16 protein-coding genes are annotated in these 19,761 nt (G+C 66.4%); all 16 read left to right on the top strand.

Annotated features, from left to right (window positions below):
* The first annotated feature begins 344 nt into the window (after positions 1–344).
* The 16 genes from AC3XQU_RS22300 to AC3XQU_RS22375 all read left to right on the top strand — a co-directional run bounded on the left by AC3XQU_RS22300 (position 345) and on the right by AC3XQU_RS22375 (position 19,576).
* Positions 345–2,291 carry an ATP-binding cassette domain-containing protein gene (locus AC3XQU_RS22300; protein WP_489876355.1) on the top strand — a complete coding sequence of 649 codons (1,947 nt, stop codon included), beginning with the start codon at positions 345–347 and terminating at the stop codon, positions 2,289–2,291.
* Between the two features lie 44 nt (positions 2,292–2,335).
* Positions 2,336–3,124, top strand: a complete 789-nt coding sequence (locus AC3XQU_RS22305; RefSeq protein WP_489876356.1) for a CAAX prenyl protease-related protein — start codon at positions 2,336–2,338, stop codon at positions 3,122–3,124.
* A gap of 39 nt (positions 3,125–3,163) precedes the next feature.
* Positions 3,164–4,393 carry an XrtB/PEP-CTERM-associated polysaccharide biosynthesis outer membrane protein EpsL gene (gene epsL, locus AC3XQU_RS22310; RefSeq protein WP_489876357.1) on the top strand — a complete coding sequence of 410 codons (1,230 nt, stop codon included), beginning with the start codon at positions 3,164–3,166 and terminating at the stop codon, positions 4,391–4,393.
* Between the two features lie 22 nt (positions 4,394–4,415).
* On the top strand, positions 4,416–5,798 hold the full coding sequence (locus AC3XQU_RS22315; RefSeq protein ID WP_489876358.1) for an undecaprenyl-phosphate glucose phosphotransferase: 1,383 nt from the start codon (positions 4,416–4,418) through the stop codon (positions 5,796–5,798).
* A gap of 305 nt (positions 5,799–6,103) precedes the next feature.
* Positions 6,104–7,219 (top strand): GDP-mannose 4,6-dehydratase, encoded by a 1,116-nt coding sequence (gmd, locus tag AC3XQU_RS22320; RefSeq protein WP_489876359.1) that lies wholly within the window; start codon positions 6,104–6,106, stop codon positions 7,217–7,219.
* Between the two features lie 2 nt (positions 7,220–7,221).
* Positions 7,222–8,313: a GDP-L-fucose synthase gene (gene fcl, locus AC3XQU_RS22325; protein ID WP_489876360.1), complete on the top strand. Its 1,092-nt coding sequence runs from the start codon at positions 7,222–7,224 to the stop codon at positions 8,311–8,313.
* A 125-nt stretch (positions 8,314–8,438) separates the two neighbouring features.
* Positions 8,439–9,494, top strand: a complete 1,056-nt coding sequence (locus AC3XQU_RS22330) for an EpsD family peptidyl-prolyl cis-trans isomerase (protein WP_489876361.1) — start codon at positions 8,439–8,441, stop codon at positions 9,492–9,494.
* 44 nt (positions 9,495–9,538) lie between these two features.
* Complete coding sequence (gene epsE, locus AC3XQU_RS22335) at positions 9,539–10,327, top strand: polysaccharide export protein EpsE (protein ID WP_489876362.1); 789 nt, start codon at positions 9,539–9,541, stop codon at positions 10,325–10,327.
* A gap of 277 nt (positions 10,328–10,604) precedes the next feature.
* Positions 10,605–12,011 (top strand): chain length determinant protein EpsF, encoded by a 1,407-nt coding sequence (gene epsF, locus AC3XQU_RS22340; protein ID WP_489876363.1) that lies wholly within the window; start codon positions 10,605–10,607, stop codon positions 12,009–12,011.
* A 42-nt stretch (positions 12,012–12,053) separates the two neighbouring features.
* Complete coding sequence (gene epsG, locus AC3XQU_RS22345; RefSeq protein ID WP_489876364.1) at positions 12,054–12,923, top strand: chain length determinant protein tyrosine kinase EpsG; 870 nt, start codon at positions 12,054–12,056, stop codon at positions 12,921–12,923.
* 1 nt (position 12,924) lies between these two features.
* Entirely contained in the window at positions 12,925–13,887 is a 963-nt protein-coding gene (xrtB, locus tag AC3XQU_RS22350; RefSeq protein ID WP_489876365.1) for an exosortase B, read from the top strand.
* Positions 13,884–14,576 carry an exosortase-associated protein EpsI, B-type gene (gene epsI, locus AC3XQU_RS22355; protein ID WP_489876366.1) on the top strand — a complete coding sequence of 231 codons (693 nt, stop codon included), beginning with the start codon at positions 13,884–13,886 and terminating at the stop codon, positions 14,574–14,576. Before xrtB ends, epsI begins: the two co-directional genes overlap by 4 nt.
* A gap of 21 nt (positions 14,577–14,597) precedes the next feature.
* Positions 14,598–16,058 (top strand): O-antigen ligase family protein, encoded by a 1,461-nt coding sequence (locus AC3XQU_RS22360; RefSeq protein ID WP_489876367.1) that lies wholly within the window; start codon positions 14,598–14,600, stop codon positions 16,056–16,058.
* A complete protein-coding gene (locus AC3XQU_RS22365) occupies positions 16,058–17,593 on the top strand; it encodes an oligosaccharide flippase family protein (protein WP_489876368.1) in 1,536 nt (511 codons plus the stop codon). Before AC3XQU_RS22360 ends, AC3XQU_RS22365 begins: the two co-directional genes overlap by 1 nt.
* Positions 17,593–18,804, top strand: coding sequence for a glycosyltransferase family 4 protein (locus tag AC3XQU_RS22370; protein ID WP_489876369.1), 1,212 nt, complete (start codon positions 17,593–17,595; stop codon positions 18,802–18,804). Before AC3XQU_RS22365 ends, AC3XQU_RS22370 begins: the two co-directional genes overlap by 1 nt.
* Positions 18,794–19,576 carry a glycosyltransferase family 2 protein gene (locus AC3XQU_RS22375; RefSeq protein ID WP_489876370.1) on the top strand — a complete coding sequence of 261 codons (783 nt, stop codon included), beginning with the start codon at positions 18,794–18,796 and terminating at the stop codon, positions 19,574–19,576. The genes AC3XQU_RS22370 and AC3XQU_RS22375 overlap by 11 nt, the downstream gene beginning before the upstream one ends.
* Positions 19,577–19,761: the final 185 nt, after the last annotated feature.

Raw genomic sequence — 19,761 nt, forward strand, 5'->3', positions numbered from 1 at the left:
TCCTCCCCCCCCCCCCCCCCCCCCACCCCCCCCCCCCCCCCCCCCCCCCCCCCCTCCCTCTTTCCCCCCCCCCCCCCCCCCCCCCCCCCCCCCCCCCCCCCCCCCCCCACGACCGGCGCGCCAGCGAAGCGGCAGGCTTCGACCACCACTTCGTCAAGCCGGTCGATACCGGCGCCCTGGCCGCCTGGCTTGCCGGGACCGGCGCCGCCCAAGCCTGAGTCCTTGGCCGGCGGGGTAGGCAGCCGAGGCGAAAGTCTGCGGCTGCACGCCCCCAGTCGGTACAATGGGCGCTTCTTTCACATTTTTTGCCCACGGTCAGCTGATCGTGCGCAGGTTCACGGATCATGGCTGTCATTTCTCTCTCCTCCGCGCAACTGGCTTTTGGCCACGTCGCGCTGCTCGACCACGCTGACTTCTCCCTCGAAACCGGCGAACGCGTCGGCCTGATCGGCCGCAACGGCACCGGCAAGTCCTCGCTGCTCAAGGTGATTTCGGGCCGCTTCAAGCTCGACGACGGCCTGCTCGTCATGCAACAAGGCATCAAGATCGCCTATGTCGAGCAGGAGCCGACTTTTGACGCGGAAACCACCGTGTTCGACGCGGTGGCCGGCGGCATGGGCGACCAGCTGGCGATGCTCAACGAATACGAAGCCCTCACCGGCCAGTTCGGCGGCGACAACGACGAGGCGCTGATGGAGCGCATGCACGACATCCAGGTCAAGCTCGACGCCACCGATGGCTGGAACCTGCAGCACAAGGTCGACACCACCCTCGACCGCCTCGGCCTGGCCGGCGCGGCGAGGATGGGCACGCTGTCGGGCGGTATGCAGAAACGCGTGGCGCTGGCCGTGGCGCTGGTATCGGCGCCGGACGTGCTGCTGCTGGACGAGCCGACCAACCACCTGGACTTCATGTCGATCAAGTGGCTCGAAGGCCTGCTGCGCGAATACCGCGGCTCGGTGCTGTTCATCACCCACGACCGCAGCTTCCTGGACAACGTCGCCACCCGCATCCTCGAGCTCGACCGCGGCCGCCTGCTGTCCTTCCCCGGCAATTTCACGACCTACCAGGAGCGCAAGCGCGAACTGCTGGCCAATGAAGAAGTGGAAAACGCCAAGTTCGACAAATTCCTGGCGCAGGAAGAAGTGTGGATCCGCAAGGGCGTGCAGGCCCGCCGCACCCGCGACGAGGGCCGCGTGCGCCGCCTGGAAGCGCTGCGCCTGCAGCGCACCGCACGCCGCGAGCAGCAGGGCAACATCAAGCTGGACGTCGGCATGGGTGAGCGCTCGGGCAAGATCGTGGCGGACATGGAAAACGTCTACAAGTCGTATGGCGAGAAAACCATCGTCACCAATTTCTCCGGCACCATCCTGCGCGGCGACAAGGTCGGCCTGATCGGGCCGAACGGCGCCGGCAAGACCACCTTGCTCAAGATTATCCTGGGCGACGAAACCGCCGACAGCGGCAAGGTGCGCCTCGGCACCAAGCTCAACGTGGCTTATTTCGACCAGATGCGCGCCCAGCTCAATGAAGAAGCGAGCCTGGCCGACACCATCGCCCCGGGCAGCGACTGGGTCGAGGTCAATGGCCAGAAAAAGCACGTGATGACCTACCTCAACGATTTCCTGTTTGCGCCGGAACGCGCGCGCTCGCCCGTGAAATCGCTCTCGGGCGGCGAACGCAACCGCCTGCTGCTGGCGCGCCTGTTCGCCAAGCCGGCCAACTGCCTGGTGCTGGACGAGCCGACCAACGACCTCGACATCGAGACCCTGGAGTTGCTGGAAGAACTGCTCGAGGAATACACCGGCACCGTGTTCCTGGTCAGCCACGACCGCACCTTCCTGGACAACGTCGTGACCCAGGTAGTCGTAGCGGAAGGTAACGGACTGTGGCGTGAATACGTCGGGGGTTATAGTGACTGGGAACGCGTCCGCGCCAGTGCGCCGGCCATGGCGGCGGTCGCGGCCGCCGCTGCCGCAAACCAGGCTGCTGCCGCCAAGCACGAAGTCGCCAAAACTGGTGATATGTCATCTGGCGCACAGAGTACAGCTGCTAAAAAGGTAAAGTTGAGCTACAAGGAACAGCGTGAGCTGGAAGAACTGCCGAAGCTGATCGCCTCGCTCGAAGACGAGCAATCGGCAATCACGGCCCAGCTCAATGCGCCGGATTTCTACAAGAAGAACCCGGCCGACGCACGCCGCATCAACGAGCGTTTCGCCGAAATCGAGGAACTGCTGCTCGACGCCCTGGACCGATGGGAGCGCATCGAAGCCCGCGCCAGGGGAGAGTAGCCTAACCAAGGGGGCAAGCAGGCCAGGCGCCTGTCTACACGGACATGACCGAGCACAACGAATCCCGTACCGCTCCACCTGCCCGTGGCCCCCATCCTGCCCCGGGGGCCGGCCGCCATCCCGGCGCCCAGCCGGCCGCCCATCCTGCCCCACCCGCACACGACACGCCCCTCCTGAGCCGGGCCGCCTGGGTGCGCATCCTGCCTTTCGGCGCCTTCATCTTCTTCATCGTCCTCGGCGACATGCTCGCGCGCGCCGGCGTCGAGCGCGCCGCGCTGCGCTGGCTCTATCCGGTCCAGGCCGCCAGCGTGGCGCTGCTGCTGGCCGCCTTCTGGCGCCATTACCACGAACTGCATGTGCCCTTGCCGAAGCCCTCGGTCCTGCTGGCCAGCATCGGCGCCGGGCTGCTGGTGCTGGTCCTGTGGGTCAACCTCGACACGCCCTGGATGACGATCGGGCTGGGCGAGGGCTATAACCCCACCACCAATGGCGAGATCGACTGGCTGCTGGTGGCGATCCGCATCGCCGGCGCCGCCCTGGTCGTGCCCCTGATGGAAGAGCTGTTCTGGCGCTCCTTCCTGATGCGCTGGGTCGAGGCAGCCGATTTCGAATCGGTCGAGCCGGCCCGCGTGGGACTGAAGGGCTTGCTGGTGGCCAGCCTGCTGTTCGGATTCGAGCACAGCCTGTGGCTGGCCGGCATCGTCGCCGGCCTGGTGTATGCCTTTCTTTATATGCGGTACCGTAACTTGTGGTCGGCGGTGCTCGCCCACGCTGTCACCAATGGCGTGCTGGGTTGTTGGGTGGTCGCCACCGGCAACTGGACTTTCTGGTAAATCCCGCCCAGCGCATTGATTCTAGAGAAGACAAACAAGATGACGCCTCCACGCCTTCGCCCTGTCGCCGCCGCCCTGGTTCCTGCCCTGGCCGGCGCCCTGTTCCTCCTCCCGGCCACCCAGGCCTTCGCCCAGCAACAGCAGGAAGAAGGGCTGAAGCTGTATGGCGGCATCGGCTGGGGCTATGACGACAACCTGCTGCGCGTGCCCAAGGACCGCCCGGCGTTCGGCGGCAAGCGCAGCGACCGCTGGCGCCAGCTCGATGCCGGGGCCGTCTACAACAAGCGCATCAGCCGCCAGCGGGTAGCCATCGTGGCCAAGGCCTCCAAGGTGAAGTTCGACCACTTCCAGCAGCTCGACTACGACGGCCGCGACCTGCAGGGCACCTGGTTCTGGGAAGTGGGCAACAAGTTCGACGGCCAGCTCGGCGCCAAGTACGAGCGCACGCTGGCGCCCTACACCGACTTCTTCAGCGACGAGCGTAACGTGCGCGAGCAGCGCCGCCAGTGGTTCGACGCCGGCTACCAGATGCACCCGAGCTGGAAGGTGCGCACGGGCTTCACCCGCGACCGCTTCGAGTACGAGCTGCTGCGCCAGCGCTTCAACAACCGCACCGAGCGCGCCAGCGAAGCCGAATTGCTGTACACGCCGCGCACCGGCAGCTCGATCGGCCTGGTGGCGCGCCGGCTCAAGGGCACCTACCCGTTCCGCCGCCCGAACGGGGCGCTCACCGCCCTGAACGACGATTTCACCCAGGACGAGCTGAAGGTGCGCGTGAACTGGATCGGCACCGGCACCACCCGGCTGCAGGCCCTGGCCGGCTATGTGCGGCGCGAGCAGCCGTCCTTTGGCGAAGGCAAGACCAGCGGCTTCAACGGCCGCCTGAACGCCTTCTACACGCCGCGCGGCAAGGTCACCTACGATGCCTCGCTGTGGCGCGAATTCGCCCCGATCGAAAGCACCATCGTCAGCTACACGCTCAACCGCGGCGCCAGCCTGGGCGCGACCTGGGCGGCGACCGGCAAGATCAAGGTCGAGGCCAATGCCGCCTACGAAGAGCGCGCCTACAACCCGCGCGACACCTTCAGCGGCCGCGGCGACCTGACCGACTCGCTGCGCCGCGCCAGCCTGCGCGCCACCTGGCAGGTCAAGCGCAAGGTGGCGGTATCGGCCGGCTGGCAGCACCAGCAGCGCAGCGGCTCGCCGGTGCTGGGCCTGGGCAGCTTCGATGCGAACACCGTGATGGTGAACGCGAATGTGCTGTTCTGACGCACTGCCTGCGAAGTAAGACATGACGGTCAACGATATCCCGATCATCTCGTTTTTCCAGCGCGTGCTCGACCCCCTGATCATCATGGGGACCCTGTACCTGGCCACCCTGTACTACGGCGAGCCGTTTTCCGGATATTCGCTGGTGCTGATGATCCTGGCTTTCTTCATTTCGTCCTCGGTCTACCAGCACGTCGATCCCTACCGCACCTGGCGCAGCGGGCGCATGCTGGCCTATGCGCGCGACACCATCTTCGGCTGGTGCCTGACCATCGCGGTGCTGTACTTCCTGGGCTCGGCCAGCGGCCTGAAATACTTCTACGACGAGCGCGTGCTGCTGGCCTGGTTCATCGCCACGCCGCTCGCCATCCTGGCCAGCCACCTGGCCGTGCGCCAGGCCACGGGCAGCCGCGACCAGTCGCGCGAGGTGCGTTCGATCGTGGTGGTCGGCTGCAACGACGTCGGCATCAAGTTCGCCAGGGTGTGCGACCAGCACCCGAACCTGTTCATGGATGTGAAGGGCTTCTTCGAAGACCGCACCGACGAGCGCCGGCCCGCCGCGCTGTCGTATCCGGTGCTGGGCGGCATGGCGGACGTGTGCGCCTACGTGCGCCAGCACAATATCAAGATGATCTTCGTCAGCCAGCCGATCTCGGCCCAGCCGCGCATCCGCAAGCTGGTCGACGAACTCAAGGACACCACGGCCTCGGTCTACTTCCTGCCCGACGTGTACGTGTTCGACCTGATGCAGGCGCGCTTCGACACCGTGGGCGGGATGCCGGTGATCGCCATCAGCGAGACGCCCTTCATGGGCTTCAACAGCGTGATCAAGCGCGGCAGCGACATCGTGATCGGCAGCCTCATCCTGGTATTGCTGGCGCCGCTGATGCTGGTGACGGCGGTGGCCGTCAAGCTGACTTCGCCCGGGCCGGTGATCTTCCGCCAGCGCCGCTATGGCCTGTACGGCGAAGAAATCTATGTCTACAAGTTCCGCTCGATGAAGGTGACCGAGGACGGCCCCAACGTGGTGCAGGCCCAGAAGAACGACCAGCGGGTGACCCGCATCGGCGGCTTCCTGCGCCGCACCTCGCTCGACGAGCTGCCGCAATTCATCAATGTGCTGCAGGGGCGCATGAGCCTGGTCGGGCCGCGCCCGCATGCCGTGGCCCACAACGAGCAGTACCGCAAGCTGATCAAGGGCTACATGCTGCGCCACAAGGTGCGGCCCGGCATCACCGGCTGGGCCCAGGTCAACGGCCTGCGCGGCGAAACCGCCACGCTCGACAAGATGGAGGCGCGCATCCAGTACGACCTCGACTACCTGCGCAACTGGTCGCTGTGGCTCGACCTGTGGATCATCCTGAAAACGGTGAAGGTGGTGCTGACCCGCGAAAACGCGCACTGAGCGGGTAGTGAACTTGCACGGCCGGGCAGGCATCGAACCAGGGCCGGGTGTTGCCGGAGTCTTAGGTAGGGATTACTTAATTGCGTGCAACTTGGTGTCATTTTTCGCTAACTCTGCAGTAAGTTCGGCAAAGAAACAAAACGCTTAAACTCGCCTTAAAACCGGTGCGCACGATTGGACAGGTGTTTGCAGCGCCGGCGAGCCTGCGTAGAATCGTTGATGAGTTTGCAACTTGCCGCGTCCGCTTGCCAGCCATGGCATACGGATGAGCAGGTCATAACAGGGTCCCCGAAAGGGATAAGAAGATGAAAAAAGCGCTGGTTACCGGGATCACTGGTCAGGACGGCTCCTATCTCGCCGAACTGCTGCTCGAGAAGGGCTACGAGGTGCACGGCATCAAGCGCCGCGCTTCGCTGTTCAACACGGCCCGCATCGACCACATCTACCAGGACCCGCACGCCGATAATCCGCGCCTGATCCTCCACTACGGCGACCTGTCCGATACCTCGAACCTGACCCGCATCGTGCAGCAGGTCCAGCCCGACGAAATCTACAACCTCGGCGCCATGAGCCATGTCGCGGTCTCGTTCGAGTCGCCCGAATACACGGCCGACGTCGACGGCATCGGCACCCTGCGCCTGCTCGAGGCGATCCGCTTCCTCGGGCTGGAAAAGAAAACCCGTTTCTACCAGGCGTCGACCTCGGAGCTCTATGGCCTGGTGCAGGAAACCCCGCAGCGCGAGACCACGCCTTTCTATCCGCGCAGCCCGTATGCAGTAGCCAAGCTCTACGCTTACTGGATCACCGTCAATTACCGCGAAGCCTATGGCATGTATGCCTGCAACGGCATCCTGTTCAACCACGAATCGCCGCGCCGGGGCGAAACCTTCGTCACCCGCAAGATCACGCGCGCCCTGGCCAATATCGCGCAAGGGCTGGAACCCCAGCTTTTCCTCGGCAACCTCGACGCCCTGCGCGACTGGGGCCATGCACGCGACTATGTCCAGATGCAGTGGCTGATGCTGCAGCAGGATGCCCCCGAGGATTTCGTGATTGCCACCGGCCGCCAGTATTCGGTGCGCGACTTCGTCGAGGTCGCCGCGCGCGAGCTGGGCATCGCGATCGCCTGGCAGGGGCAGGGCGTGGACGAGCGCGGGCTGGTCGCGGCTGTCGAGGGCGACCGCGCCCCGGGCGTCGTCGTGGGCCAGCCGATCGTCGCGGTCGACCCGCAATACTTTCGTCCCACCGAGGTCGAGACCCTGCTGGGCGACCCGGGCCGCGCCCGCGAGCGCCTGGGCTGGGAGCCGACCACGAGTTTCGAAGCGATGGTGCAGGAGATGGTGGCGCACGACCTCGATACGGCGCGCCGCCACAAGCTGCTCGCATCGCATGGCTACAACGTTGCACTTTCACTGGAGTAAACGTGTTGAACAATCCGCAGCCCTCGCCCCACGCACCACCGGCAAGCCCGCCACGCATCTATGTCGCCGGCCACCGCGGCCTGGTCGGCTCGGCCATCGTGCGCGTCCTGCGCGCCCAGGGCCATGCCGACATCGTCACCCGCAGCCACGACGAACTCGAACTCACCGACCAGGCCCAGGTGCGTGAATTCTTCCGCAGCGAGCGCATCGACCAGGTGTACCTGGCGGCGGCGAAGGTGGGCGGCATCCATGCCAACAATACCTATCCGGCGGAGTTCATCTACGACAACATGATGGTGCAGGCCAATGTCGTGCACGAAGCTTGGCGTGCAGGGGTGCAGAAACTGCTCTTCCTCGGGTCCTCGTGCATCTACCCGCGCCTGGCGGCCCAGCCGATCCGCGAGGAATACCTCATGAACGGCATCCTCGAGCCGACCAACGAGCCGTATGCGATGGCCAAGATCGCCGGCATCAAGCTGTGCGAGAGCTACAACCGCCAGTACGGCACCGACTACCGCAGCGTGATGCCGACCAACCTGTACGGCCCGGGCGACAACTACCACCCCGAGAACAGCCACGTGATCCCGGCGCTGCTGCGCCGCTTCCACGAGGCCACCGTCGGCAATGCGCCCGAGGTCGTGATCTGGGGCAGCGGCAAGCCGATGCGCGAATTCCTGTATGTCGACGACATGGCCGCGGCCAGCGTCTACGTGATGAACCTGGCCCACGAGGTGTACGCCGCCAACACCGACCCCATGCATTCGCACATCAATGTCGGCACCGGCCAGGACGTCACCATCGCCGAACTGGCCCGGCTGGTGGGCGACACGGTGGGCTACCGCGGCCGCATCGTGTTCGACGCCAGCAAGCCCGACGGCACGCCGCGCAAGCTGCTCGACGTGTCCAAGCTGGCCGCGCTGGGCTGGCGCGCCTCGACACCCTTGCCGGACGGGCTGCGCCGTGCCTACGACGCTTTCCGCGCCGTGCAGGACGACGCGGGCGTGGAGCCTGCCCAGGAACCGGAGCCCGGCCTGGCCGCGGTGCCGGCATGGATGCGCCCGCAGCAAGCGCTGCGTCAGCAGAGTGTTAATTGACGTACAGAGGATGGAGCGTGCCGATCCCAGAATGGTCGAGTCCTGATCCTGGGGCCGATCACGAATAAAAGACACGAATAACAACAGGCGGGCTGGCGCCCGACATCAACGTCGAGGAAACTATCTTGAAAACCTTTCATCTGGCATTGAAGCATCCTTCCCTTCCTGCTCCGCGGCGCCTGCTGTCCACGGCGGCGCTGGTGCTGGCCGCGGCGACCCTGGCCGCTTGCGGCGACGACAAGGCCAAGGAATCCAAGCCGGGCCAGGCACTGGCCAGCGTCAACGGCGAAGAAATCACGGTGCTGCAGCTGAACGAAGAGATGCAGCGCGCCGGCGTGCCGGCGGCCCAGCAATCCGTGGCCAGCAAGCAGATCCTGCAGGCGCTGATCGACCGCGAGCTGCTCGAAAGCGAAGCGGCCAAGGAAAAGCTCGACCGCGATCCGAAGGTGATGCAGGCCATCGAGCGCGCGCGCTCGCTGATCATCGCCCAGGCCTACATGCAGAAGCGTCTGGGAGAGCCGGTGCGCCCGACCCCGGCCGAGATCGAAGACTATTTCAACAAGAACCCGCAGTTCTTCGCCAACCGCAAGCAGTTCGCCATGAACGAGCTGATCATCGCGGCCGCCGACCTGACCCCAGAAGTGCGCGCCGCCGCCGACTCTGCCCGCTCGCTCGAAGAAGTCGCGGTCTTCCTCGACGCCCGCAACATCAAGTATGGCCGCGCACAAGTCACCCGCAGCACCGCCGACCTCAATCCCCAGCTCTCCGGCAAGCTGCTGGCCATGCCCAAGGGCCAGCTGTTCGTGGTCAAGGAAGGCGACCGCGCCATGCTGATCTCGATCGCCGAGGTGCGCGACGCGCCGGTCACGCTGGCCGTGGCCGCCCCGCAGATCGGCCAGTACCTGATGAACAAGAAGAACAAGGAACTGGCCGCGGCCGAGATCCAGCGCCTGCGCACGACCGCCAAGATCGATTACCTGAACAAGGAATACGCCCCGAGCGCCACCACGCCGGGCGCCACCGCCCCGCCGACGGCGCCCGCGGGCGGCGCACCGGCCGCGCCTGCCGTGGCGCCCGATGCCGCCGCCGTTGCCGGCCAGGGCTCGGTCGCCCCGCCGGCGGCCGAGGGCGCGGGCACCGACAAGGCCGCGCTCGACCGTGGCGTGGCCGGCCTGAAGTAGTCGCACACCGAACCGTCTGATAACCCGGAATTGAAGGAGCAATCATGAAACGATTCATCAAGTGGATGATGGCCACGGCGCTCGTACTGACCATGGGAATCGCCGGCGCTGCCGAAGTCTTGCTGGGGCCGGGCGACGTGGTCAAGCTGTCGGTCTACGGCAGCCCCGACCTGTCGATCGAGACCCGTGTCAGCGAAACCGGCAACATCACCTTCCCGCTGCTGGGCCAGGTGGCCGTCGGCGGCCTGCCGGTGGCGGCGGCCGAGAAGAAGATCGGCGACCTGCTCGAGAAGGGCGGCTACCTCAAGAAAGCCCAGGTCAACATGCTGGTGACCACGCTGGCCAGCCAGCAGGTCTCGGTGCTGGGCTATGTCAACCGTCCCGGCCGCTATGCGGTGGACGGGCGCCGCAAGGTGCTCGACCTGCTGGCCATGGCGGGCGGCATGCACGGGGAGGGTGGCGACATCATCAACCTGGTGCGTACCCGCAACGGCAATACCACGCGCGAGACCATCGATGTGATCGAGATGGTGCGCAAGGGCGAGCTGAACAAGGACTACGAAGTGGCCGGCGGCGACATCATCTATGTCGAGCGCGCCCCGCGCGCCTATGTCACGGGCGAAGTGGCGCGCCCGGGTCCGTTCCGCCTGGAGCGCGGCATGACCGTCCAGCAGGCCGTCTCGGCCGGTGGCGGCCTGAGCCTGCGCGGCAGCAATAACGGCATGAAGATTACCCGCAAGGATGCCAGCGGGAATCCGGTCACGATCAATGTCAAGGCTAGTGATCCGGTTCAAGTTGACGATGTCATCATCGTCCGCGAATCCTGGTTTTGATTGATGCCGACAAACCTGCTGCGCGTCGCGCTGGGTGAAGTGGGATGCCGATAAACCTACTGCGCGTTGCGCTGACGTCCTGCGATGCTCGCTGTACATGAAGTACAGCTGCGCTTCTCGAACGCCAGCGCGGCCGCTCGCTACGGTTTCTCGGCACCCACGATGCGTCTCAGGTATTTACCGTTTTTAAAAGCTACTGTTTTCAAGATGTGCCCGTTTGGAGACGTACCCGTTTTGTCCACCCTGCTGTCAAGGCAACTGATGCAAAGGTAAGGCCATGAACGTTCATCAATTCCTGTTGATCCTTCTTGCCAGGAAGAAGATCATCCTGTCGACGCTGCTGGTGACGGTCTTGCTGGCGCTGGGCTGGAGCCTGGTGCAGCAGAAGACCTACAAGGCGACCGCATCCGTTTTGCTGAACTACAAGGGGGTGGACCCGGTGAGTGGGCTGACCATGCCGGGCAACCTGATGCCGGGCTATATGGCGACCCAGATCGACATCATCAGCAGCAAGAACGTGGCGCTGCGGGTGGTCGATTCGCTGCGCCTGGCCTCGAGCCCGGCGGTGCAGGCCCAGTGGCGCGAAGCCAGCGAAGGCAAGGGCTCGGTGCGCGACTGGCTGGCCGAGCTGCTGCTGAAGAAGCTCGAGATCCTGCCCTCGCGCGAATCGAGCGTGGTCGAGATCAGCTTCAAGGGCGCCGACCCGGCCTTTGCCGCGGCGGTGGCCAATGCCTTTGCCGACGAATACCAGAAGATCAGCGTCCAGCTCAAGACCGAGCCGGCCAAGAAAGCCTCGTCCTATTTCAACGAACAGACCAAGCAGCTGCGCGACAACGTCGAGGCGGCCCAGGCGCGCCTGTCCAAATACCAGCAGGAGAAGGGCATCGTCAGCCTGGACAACAACCGGGTCGATGTCGAGCTCTCGCGCCTGAACGATTTGTCGGCCCAGCTGGTCGCCGCGCAAACCCAGGCGATGGAAGCGAACTCGCGCGAGCAGAACGCCAGCGGCCTCGGTTCGGCCGACGTCGCCAACAACGCCCTGATCCAGAACCTGCGCGTGAGCCTGGCCAGCGGCGAAGCCAAGCTGGCCGAAGCGGCCTCGCGCTACGGGCGCAACCACCCGGTCTACCAGTCGGCCAGCGCCGAAGTCGGCAAGATGCGCTCGGAACTGAACGCCGCCGTGGGCAGCGTGACCCGCAGCGTGGGCTCGAACGCCCAGGTCTACCGCCAGCGCGAAGCCCAGCTGCGCGCCGAACTGGCCGCGCAAAAGACCCGGGTGCTCGAGCTCAACCGGACCCGCGACGAGCTCGGCGTGATGCTGAAAGACCTCGACAGCGCCCAGCGCGCCTTCGATTCGGCCAGCCAGCGCTTCTCGCAGACCCGCATCGAGGCCCAGTCCGAGCAGTCCGACATCTCGATCCTGAATCCGGCGGTGGCGCCGACCGAGCCGTCGGGCCCGCGCGTGCTGCTCAATACCCTGGTCTCGATCCTGCTGGGCACCATCCTGGGCGTCGGCCTGGCCCTGCTGCTCGAGCTGCTCAACCGCCCGGTGCGCTCCAGCAGCGACATGAAGGACATGCTGGGCATCCCGGTGCTGGGCACCATCGAATGGCGTCCGTCCCGCCCACGCGGCGGCGGCATCCGCGCCCTGATGGCCCCGCGCCGCCTGCTGCGCCTGAACTGAGGGCCGCCACGCCAAGTCAACCGAAGACTCTGAGGAATGACGATGAATTCATCCGTGCTATCCGCCTTGCCGCTGGACCCCGCCGCCGACTCGAGCATGGGCGCGCTGCTGCTCGACTCGGGCAAGCTCACGCCCGAAAACGCCGAGCGCGTGCTGCGCATGCAGAAAGACCTCGGGATCCGCTTCGGCGAAGCCGCCGTGCGCCTGGGGCTGGTCAGCGAAGACGACATCCAGCAAGTGCTGGCGCGCCAGTTCTCCTATCCCTATCTGCAGAAAGGGCAGGCCAACCTCTCGCCCAAGCTGGTGGCGGCCTATGAACCGTTCTCGCCCCAGGTCGAGGCGCTGCGCGCCATCCGCAGCCAGCTGATGCTGCGCTGGTTCGCACGCGGACGGCGCGCGCTGGCCATTGCCGGCGTGACCCCGGAAGACGGCTCCAGCCTGTTCGCCGCCAACCTGGCGGTGGTGTTCTCCCAGCTCGGCGAGCAGACCCTGCTGGTGGACGCCAACCTGCGCAGCCCGCGCCAGCAAGACATGTTCGGCGTCAAGCCGCGCCAGGGCCTGTCCGACCTGCTGGCCGGCCGCGCCGACCTCGACGTCATCCAGCGCGTTCCCGCCTTTGTCGATTTGTCGCTGATGCCCGCCGGGACCCTGCCGCCCAACCCCCAGGAATTGCTGGCGCGCGAGGGCTTCCGCAACCTCAATACCCAGCTCGAATCGCGCTACGACGTGGTGCTGTACGACCTGCCGCCGTTCGCCAGCGGAGCCGATGCCCTGGCCGTGGCCGGGCGCGCCGGCGGCGTGCTGCTGGTGGCCTGCAAGCACCGCACCCGCGTGGCCAGCATCAGCCGCATGGCCGAGCAGATGGCCGAGTCCGGCGCGGAAGTCGTCGGTTCCGTGGTGGTGGAGTTCTGACATGGCCACGGCAACCACACGCGAAGGGGCGGCCCGGCCGGCGCCGGCGCCAGGCACAAGCCTGCGCGCCGCCTTGCCGGAATGGTGGCCGGTGCTCGCCGGCCTGGCGGCGCTGTTCATCCCCACCTTCTACCGCCTGTTCACCGGCGCCTGGGTCGGCGAAGAGCAGGGCCATGGCCCCATCATCTTTTTCCTCGCCATCTGGCTAATCTGGCGCAAGTGGCCGGACGCCATGGCCGTGGCCGATACGGCGCGCCCGAGCTGGGTTGGCTGGCCGGTGCTGGCGCTGGGCCTGGTGATCCACCTGCTGGGCCGCTCGCAGAACATCCTCATGTTCGAGGTCGGCTCCATCCTGGCGGTGATGGCGGCCATCGTGCTGCTCAAATTCGGCGCCGACACGTTGCGCCTGCTGTGGTTCCCCTTCTTCTTCATGCTGTTCATGGTGCCGCTGCCGGGCGAGCTGGTGGCCGCCGTCACCATGCCGATGAAGATGGCCGTGTCCTGGGCCACCGAGGTCATCCTGTTCGGCCTGGGCTATCCGATCTCGCGCTCGGGCGTGGTGCTGCAGATCGGCCAGTACCAGCTGCTGGTGGCCGATGCCTGCGCCGGCCTGCAGACCCTGCTCACACTTGAAGCGCTCGGGCTGTTCTACCTGAACCTGATGCGCCACCCCTCGGCCTTCCGCAACATCGGGCTGGCGATCCTGATCATCCCGATCTCGTTCTCGGCCAACGTGATCCGCGTGATCACGCTCACCCTGATCACCTATTATTTCGGCGATGCGGCAGGGCAGGGCTTCCTGCACGGTTTCGCCGGCATGGTGCTGTTCGTCACGGCGCTGCTCTTGATCCTGGCGGTCGACTCCGGCCTGCAGTGGTGGATCAAGCGGCGCGAAACCGGCGGCAGCGGCGGCGACGGCCCGGGCAGCAGCGCGCGCCGGCCCGCCATGAAGGAGGCCATATGAACCGCCGCTACGCCATCAGCCTGGTGCTGGGCGCGGCCATGGCCGGCACCTCGGCCCTGACCGTGGCCCTGACGCCCAAGGTGCGCACGCCCCAGGCCCACGAGCGCTTCAGCCTGGAGCAGATGATCCCTTCGCGTTTCGGCGAATGGACCATCGACCCCTCGGTCGTGCCGCTCGCCCCGGACCCGGAGCAGCAGGGCATGCTCGAGAAAATCTACGACCAGACCCTGTCGCGCACCTATGTCAACCGCCAGGGGCAGCGCGTGATGCTGTCGATCGCCTACGGCGGCGACCAGAGCAAGTCGCTGCAGCTGCACCTGCCGGAAGTCTGCTACGTGGCCCAGGGCTTCCAGATGCTCAAGCAGGGCGACGGCGCGCTGCCCACCAGCGTCGGCCAGGTGCCGGTCAAGCGCCTGGTAGCGCGCCTGCACGAGCGCAACGAGCCGATCACCTACTGGATCACGATCGGCGAGCACGCCACCAAGGCCGGCCTGCAGCAAAAGCTGCGTAAACTTGCCTACGGCCTGTCGGGCGAAGTCCCGGACGGCATGCTGGTGCGCGTCTCGACCATCCAGGCCGACGAGGCCCAGGCCTACCGGGTACAGGACCGCTTCGTGACCGAGATGCTGGGCGTGATGGCGCCGCGCGACCGCACCCGCCTGCTCGGCGCGGCCCCGGCCCAGGGCTGAGGCAGGGACCGACGGCGCGCCATGAACGAGATCCTCCCCTATATCTATTACTCGCTGCCCTGGGCCTTCGTGACCCTGCTCTCGGTGGCGGTGGTCGCGGGGATCGGCATCGGCCTGGTGTGGCCGCGCTTCCTGGTCTATCCCTACCTGGCCGTCTATTTTTGCTTCAATTCCACCAGCTACGGCAGCCTGGCCGTGTTCTCCAGCAGCGCCATCTACAGCCGTGGATCGGGCCTGCTGCTCTTCGGCCTGGTGCTGTGGTATGTCCTCGGCGCCTGGGCCTGCGCCCGCGTGGCCGCCACCTTCCAGCGTTACCCGGCGCCGCAGTGCAACCTGCGGCCCTGGTTCTGGGCCTGGTGTGTGCTGCTGGCGGTGCACGCCGGCGTCGGCATGGTGTCGGGGGTGACGCTGCGCGAAGCACTGTCGCCGCAGGGCTTCTCGAACATCATCTGGATGGCGCCGCTGATCTCCCTCATCCTGCTGTCGTTCCGTACCCGCGAGCACGTGCAGGAACTGGCCCATTTCATCCTGCTCGTCGGCCTCGGGCGGGCGCTGTTCGGGCTGGTGCGCTGGGCGGCCTTCGGGGGCGACCCGAACAATGTCTACGCGAACATGAATGCGATCAAGATTCGCCTGACCTTCTTCGACATCAACGACAGCCTGGTATGCACGGTCGCCTTTGCGATCGCCGCGGTCCACCTGTTCCAGGCGCACAAGACCGAGCGCCCGGCCTTCTGGCGCGGCATCGAGTGGATGACCCTGGCGTCGACCGCGCTGTGCATCGTGCTGTCCTACCGCCGCAGCGCCTGGATCGGCTTCGTGCTGGCCTTCCTCGTCATCATGATGCGCTTCCCGGTCAAGCGCCGCATGAAGCTGCTCAGCGCCGGCCTGCCGGTCGTGGGCGCGGCGCTGGCCTATGCCGGGATGCAGCGCATGACCCAGACCAAGGGCGCGTCCAGCGGACTGTCCAGCCTGGTCTACGACATGCAGTCGCGCCGCTTCGGGCCCGAGAGCGAGCGGGTGCTGGAACTGAAGTTCGCCCTGGCCGACTTCCTGGCGCAACCGATCACCGGCATCGGTTCCTGGGGCCGCTACACCGGCTACCAGTACATTTCGTGGCAGAACAACCCGGACGGCGGCCTGTTCCTGCACAGCGGCGTGCTGCACATCGCCCTCAAGAGCGGCCTGGTGGGCACTGTGCTGCTGCTGGGAACGATCACCGCCTTCGTCCTCTTCGCGCGCCGCGCCTTGAAACAATTGCCGCCCGAACTGCTGGGGATTGCGACCGCGGGCGTGGCCGGCATGGCCTTCATGATTCCCGACCTCCTGATCGGCACGCCGTTCCCGCAGGTGCGCACGACCCAGATGCTGGCGGTGTGCCTGGCCTTGCCCTACCTGGCCATGGCAGTGAGCAAGATGGTGCCGAGTGCGCACCCGGCGCCCAAGCCCTTCGTGCCGCGGCCGCACCTGGTGCCCGCCTGATGAGCGCGAACCTGTCCCTCAACCTGGCGCGCAACGCCTGGGCCAACCTGCTGGGCGCGGCGATTCCCGCCCTGGTCATGCTGGCGACCGTGCCGCTGGTGGTGAAGGGGCTGGGCGAATCGGGTTACGGCGTGTATTCGCTGGTGACCGCCATCGTCGGCTATTTCGCGGTGATCGACATCAACGTCACCGCCGGCTCGGTCAAGTACATCGCCGAACACAATGCGCGCGCCGACCAGGACAAGGTCGTCGAGACCATGTCCTTCGGCCTGGCCGTGTACGCCCTCATCGGCCTGCTCGGTGCGCTCGGCCTGTTCGTGGGGGCAGGGTGGTTCATCACCGGGGTGTTCTCGGTGCCGGCGGCGCTCGTGCCGGAGGCAATCGCCACCTTGAAGCTGGCCGGGCTCGGCTTCCTGCTCGGCCAGCTCCAGGTCTACCTGAACAGCGTGCCCCAGTCGCTGATGCGCTACGACATCTCGGCGCGGGTCGAGATGGTGTTCGGCACCCTGGTGCCGCTGGCAGCCGTCGGCGTGCTGCTGCTCGGGTACGGCCTGTTCGAAGTGGTATTGCTGCGGGTGGTGGCCAGCGGCGTGCATTGCCTGGTCTTGTGGCGCGCAATCCGGCGGCTGGTGCCGGGCTTTCGCTGGCGCTGGCCGCGCACGCGCATCCGCAACGAGCTGCTCGGTTTTTCGGCCTATTCCTTCCTATCGCGCTTTGCCACGCTGTCCTATGTCCATGCGGACAAGCTGATCATCGGCGCGCTGGTGGGCGTCACGGGCCTGGCTTACTTCACGGTGGCGGCGACCCTGGCCAACCGCGTGCTGGGCCTGAGCTTTCGCCTGTCCGGCGTGCTGTTCCCGGCTGCCAGCGCCCTGGCCGCGGCGGGCGAGCTGGCGCGCCTGGACCGCCTCTATGTCAAGGCCACGCGCTACGTGGCCTTCCTGAACGCGGCGATCCTGGTGCTGGTGGCCGTGTTCGCCCACCAGATCCTGCGCTACTGGATGAACGAGGACTTCGCCCGCCACGGCGCCCTGGTGCTGGCGGTCATGGCGCTGGCCCAGTTCGTCGACTCGCTCACCAGCCTGCCGTCCCTGGTGAACGACGGCATGGGCCATCCGCGCATCTCCGGCCTGTTCGCGGTGGCGCGCGCGCTGGCGGGCCTGGGCATCGTCTACGTGGGCGTGGCCGGCTGGGGCATCGATGGCGCCGCCTGGGGACACCTGGTCGGCTCATTGTTGTTCACCTGCGCCTTCCTTGCCTACGTACACGGGCGCACGGTCCCGACCCGGCTGGCGCGCCTGGTGGCCCAGGGCTATGCGCCCGGCCTGCTCGGGGTGGCGCTGGTCGCCGTGGCTGCCGCTACGGCCGAGCAGCTGTTCGACGCGGGCGCCTGGGACTTCGTGCTGATCCTGGGCCTGACCGCGCTGCTGCTGGGCGTGCATGGCCTGCTGTTCGTGCTCGAACCCGAGGACCGGCATCAAGCCTGGGCGCAGGTCAAGGCTTCCTGGGCGCGCCGCCAGGCGGCGGGCAGCTGATGAAGATCCTCATGGTGTCCGAAGACTTGCCGGGCCAGCAGCTCGGCGGCCTGGCCAAGCATGTGGTCACGCTCTCGAACGCCTTGCTCGAAGCCGGGAACGAAGTCGACATCATGGGCCGCTCGGACCGCGCCCATGCCGCCAGCGCGGCCGAGATCGGTTTCCAGGGCCGCTTCGTCCCTGGCTTCGATTTCCGCCGGGTCGGCTGGAAGGAGACCCAGCTCGGCTTCTTCAACCCGGCCAAGCGGCCCTGGTTCGCGGCCAAGGTGGCGCGCGCCTTCGCCGCCCAGGCCCGCGATTACGACGTGGTGCATTACCACGGCCACCTGCCGATGATCGGCCTGTATGTCGACCCGGCCGTGAACTTCGTCCAGACCCGCCACGACCAGGGCAGCGAATGCGTGATCCACCTGCGCTTCAAGGGCGGCGCGGTGTGCATGGAGACCGACAGCCGCGCCTGCGCCGCTTGCGCCCATCCGGCGCCGGGCATGCTGCGCAGCACGCTTTCCAGCCATGCCGTGACGCGCTACCGCGGCGAGACGGCGCGCGCCTTTGCCCGCCACAAGACCATCTTCGTGTCGGACTTTTTGCGGCGCCAGTTCCTGCGCACGCTGCCCGATGCCGACTTGTCGCGCTCGCGCGTGATCCACAATTTCATCCATTACCGCAAGCTCGCCGCGCTGGCCGACCGCGCGGGCAGGCCGCGCCCGGGCCAGGTGCTGGTGGCCGGGCGCATCGACACCGGCAAGGGTTTCGGCGAATTCCTCGCCGCTGCGCGCGGGCGGCTGCCGCCCGATGCCCAGGTGCTGGTGGTCGGCGACGGCCCGCTGCGCGCGCAGCTCGAGGCCGAGCATGCGGGCGATCAAGTGCGCTTCCTCGGCTGGCAGCCCAACGCCGAGGTGGTGGCGCTGGCGGCCAGCAGCCATGCCTGCGTCGTGCCCTCGGTCTGGGAAGAGCCCTGCGGCACCACCATCCTCGAAGCGCTGGCCCTGGGGCGTCCCTGCCTGGCGCTGGCGCGCGGCGGCAATCCCGAACTATCTGTCTATGAAGCTTTCCCCGGCCAGCTGCGCCTTTCCAGTTCGATGGAAGAGCTGGTCACGCAGCTGGCCGCTACCTTGGCGCAGCCGGCCGCCGCGCGCCCCTTGCCGGCCACGGCCGGGATGGACGTTTTCCAGGCCCTACCCACCATCTTGGAGTTCTATGCCGAATAAGCCTACCTTTTCCATCGTCACCTGCACCTGGAACAGCGCCGCCACCCTGGCCGACACCCTGGCCTCGGTGCAGTCGCAGACCTGCCAGGACTTCGAGCACATCTTCGTCGACGGCGGCTCGACGGACGCCACGCTGGACATGATCGCGGCCTACCCGGGCAACAAGCGCGTGCTGCGCGACGTGGGCGGCGGGATCAGCCGCGCCATGAACCAGGGGATCGAAGCGGCCAGCGGCGAGATCGTCGCCCACCTGCATTCGGACGACTATTACAACGGCCCCGACGTGCTGGCCACCGTCAAGCGCGCCTTCGACCAGGCGAGCCTGGCCGGCAAGCCGGTCGACTGGGTCTACGGGAACATCCAGATCCTGAAGGACGGCAAGATGGTGCCGCCCTATGCCATGCCGGCGTTTTCCTACCGCGCCTTCGTGTCCGGACGCAGTTCGATCCCGCATCCAGCCGTCTTCGTGCGCAAGTCGGCCTTCGAGCGGGTAGGGGTGTTCGACGAGAAACTGAAGTATGCGATGGACATCGACCTGTGGCTGCGCCTGGGCGCCACCGCGCAGCCGGCCATGATCGACCAGCCGCTGACGGTATTCCGCGACCATGCCGGCAGCGTTTCCTCGGCCAACCGGCTCAAGGCACGCCAGGAGGAATTCGACGTGCGCCGCCGGCACATGGACAAGGCGCCGCTGGCCTTCGGCATCTACTGCCTGCGTTACCTGAAGCGCCTGCGCGGGCTGCAGGCTGCGCAGGCCGTGCCGAGCCCGTAGCAATCCGACAGCATTGCGCTTTTGTCTTTGCAGGCACATTACGACCGTTAAATGCCTGCAAATATTGTTTGGTAAAAGTTGAAATTTTGTCGTGGGATTTCTGCAAAGCAAGATAAAAATATGTGTTTTCTTTGGGGAATTTGCCAGCGTTCAACTTACTTTGGGATACTATAAATCCCATAAGT

Source organism: Telluria sp. AZSoR62 (assembly GCF_058111565.1).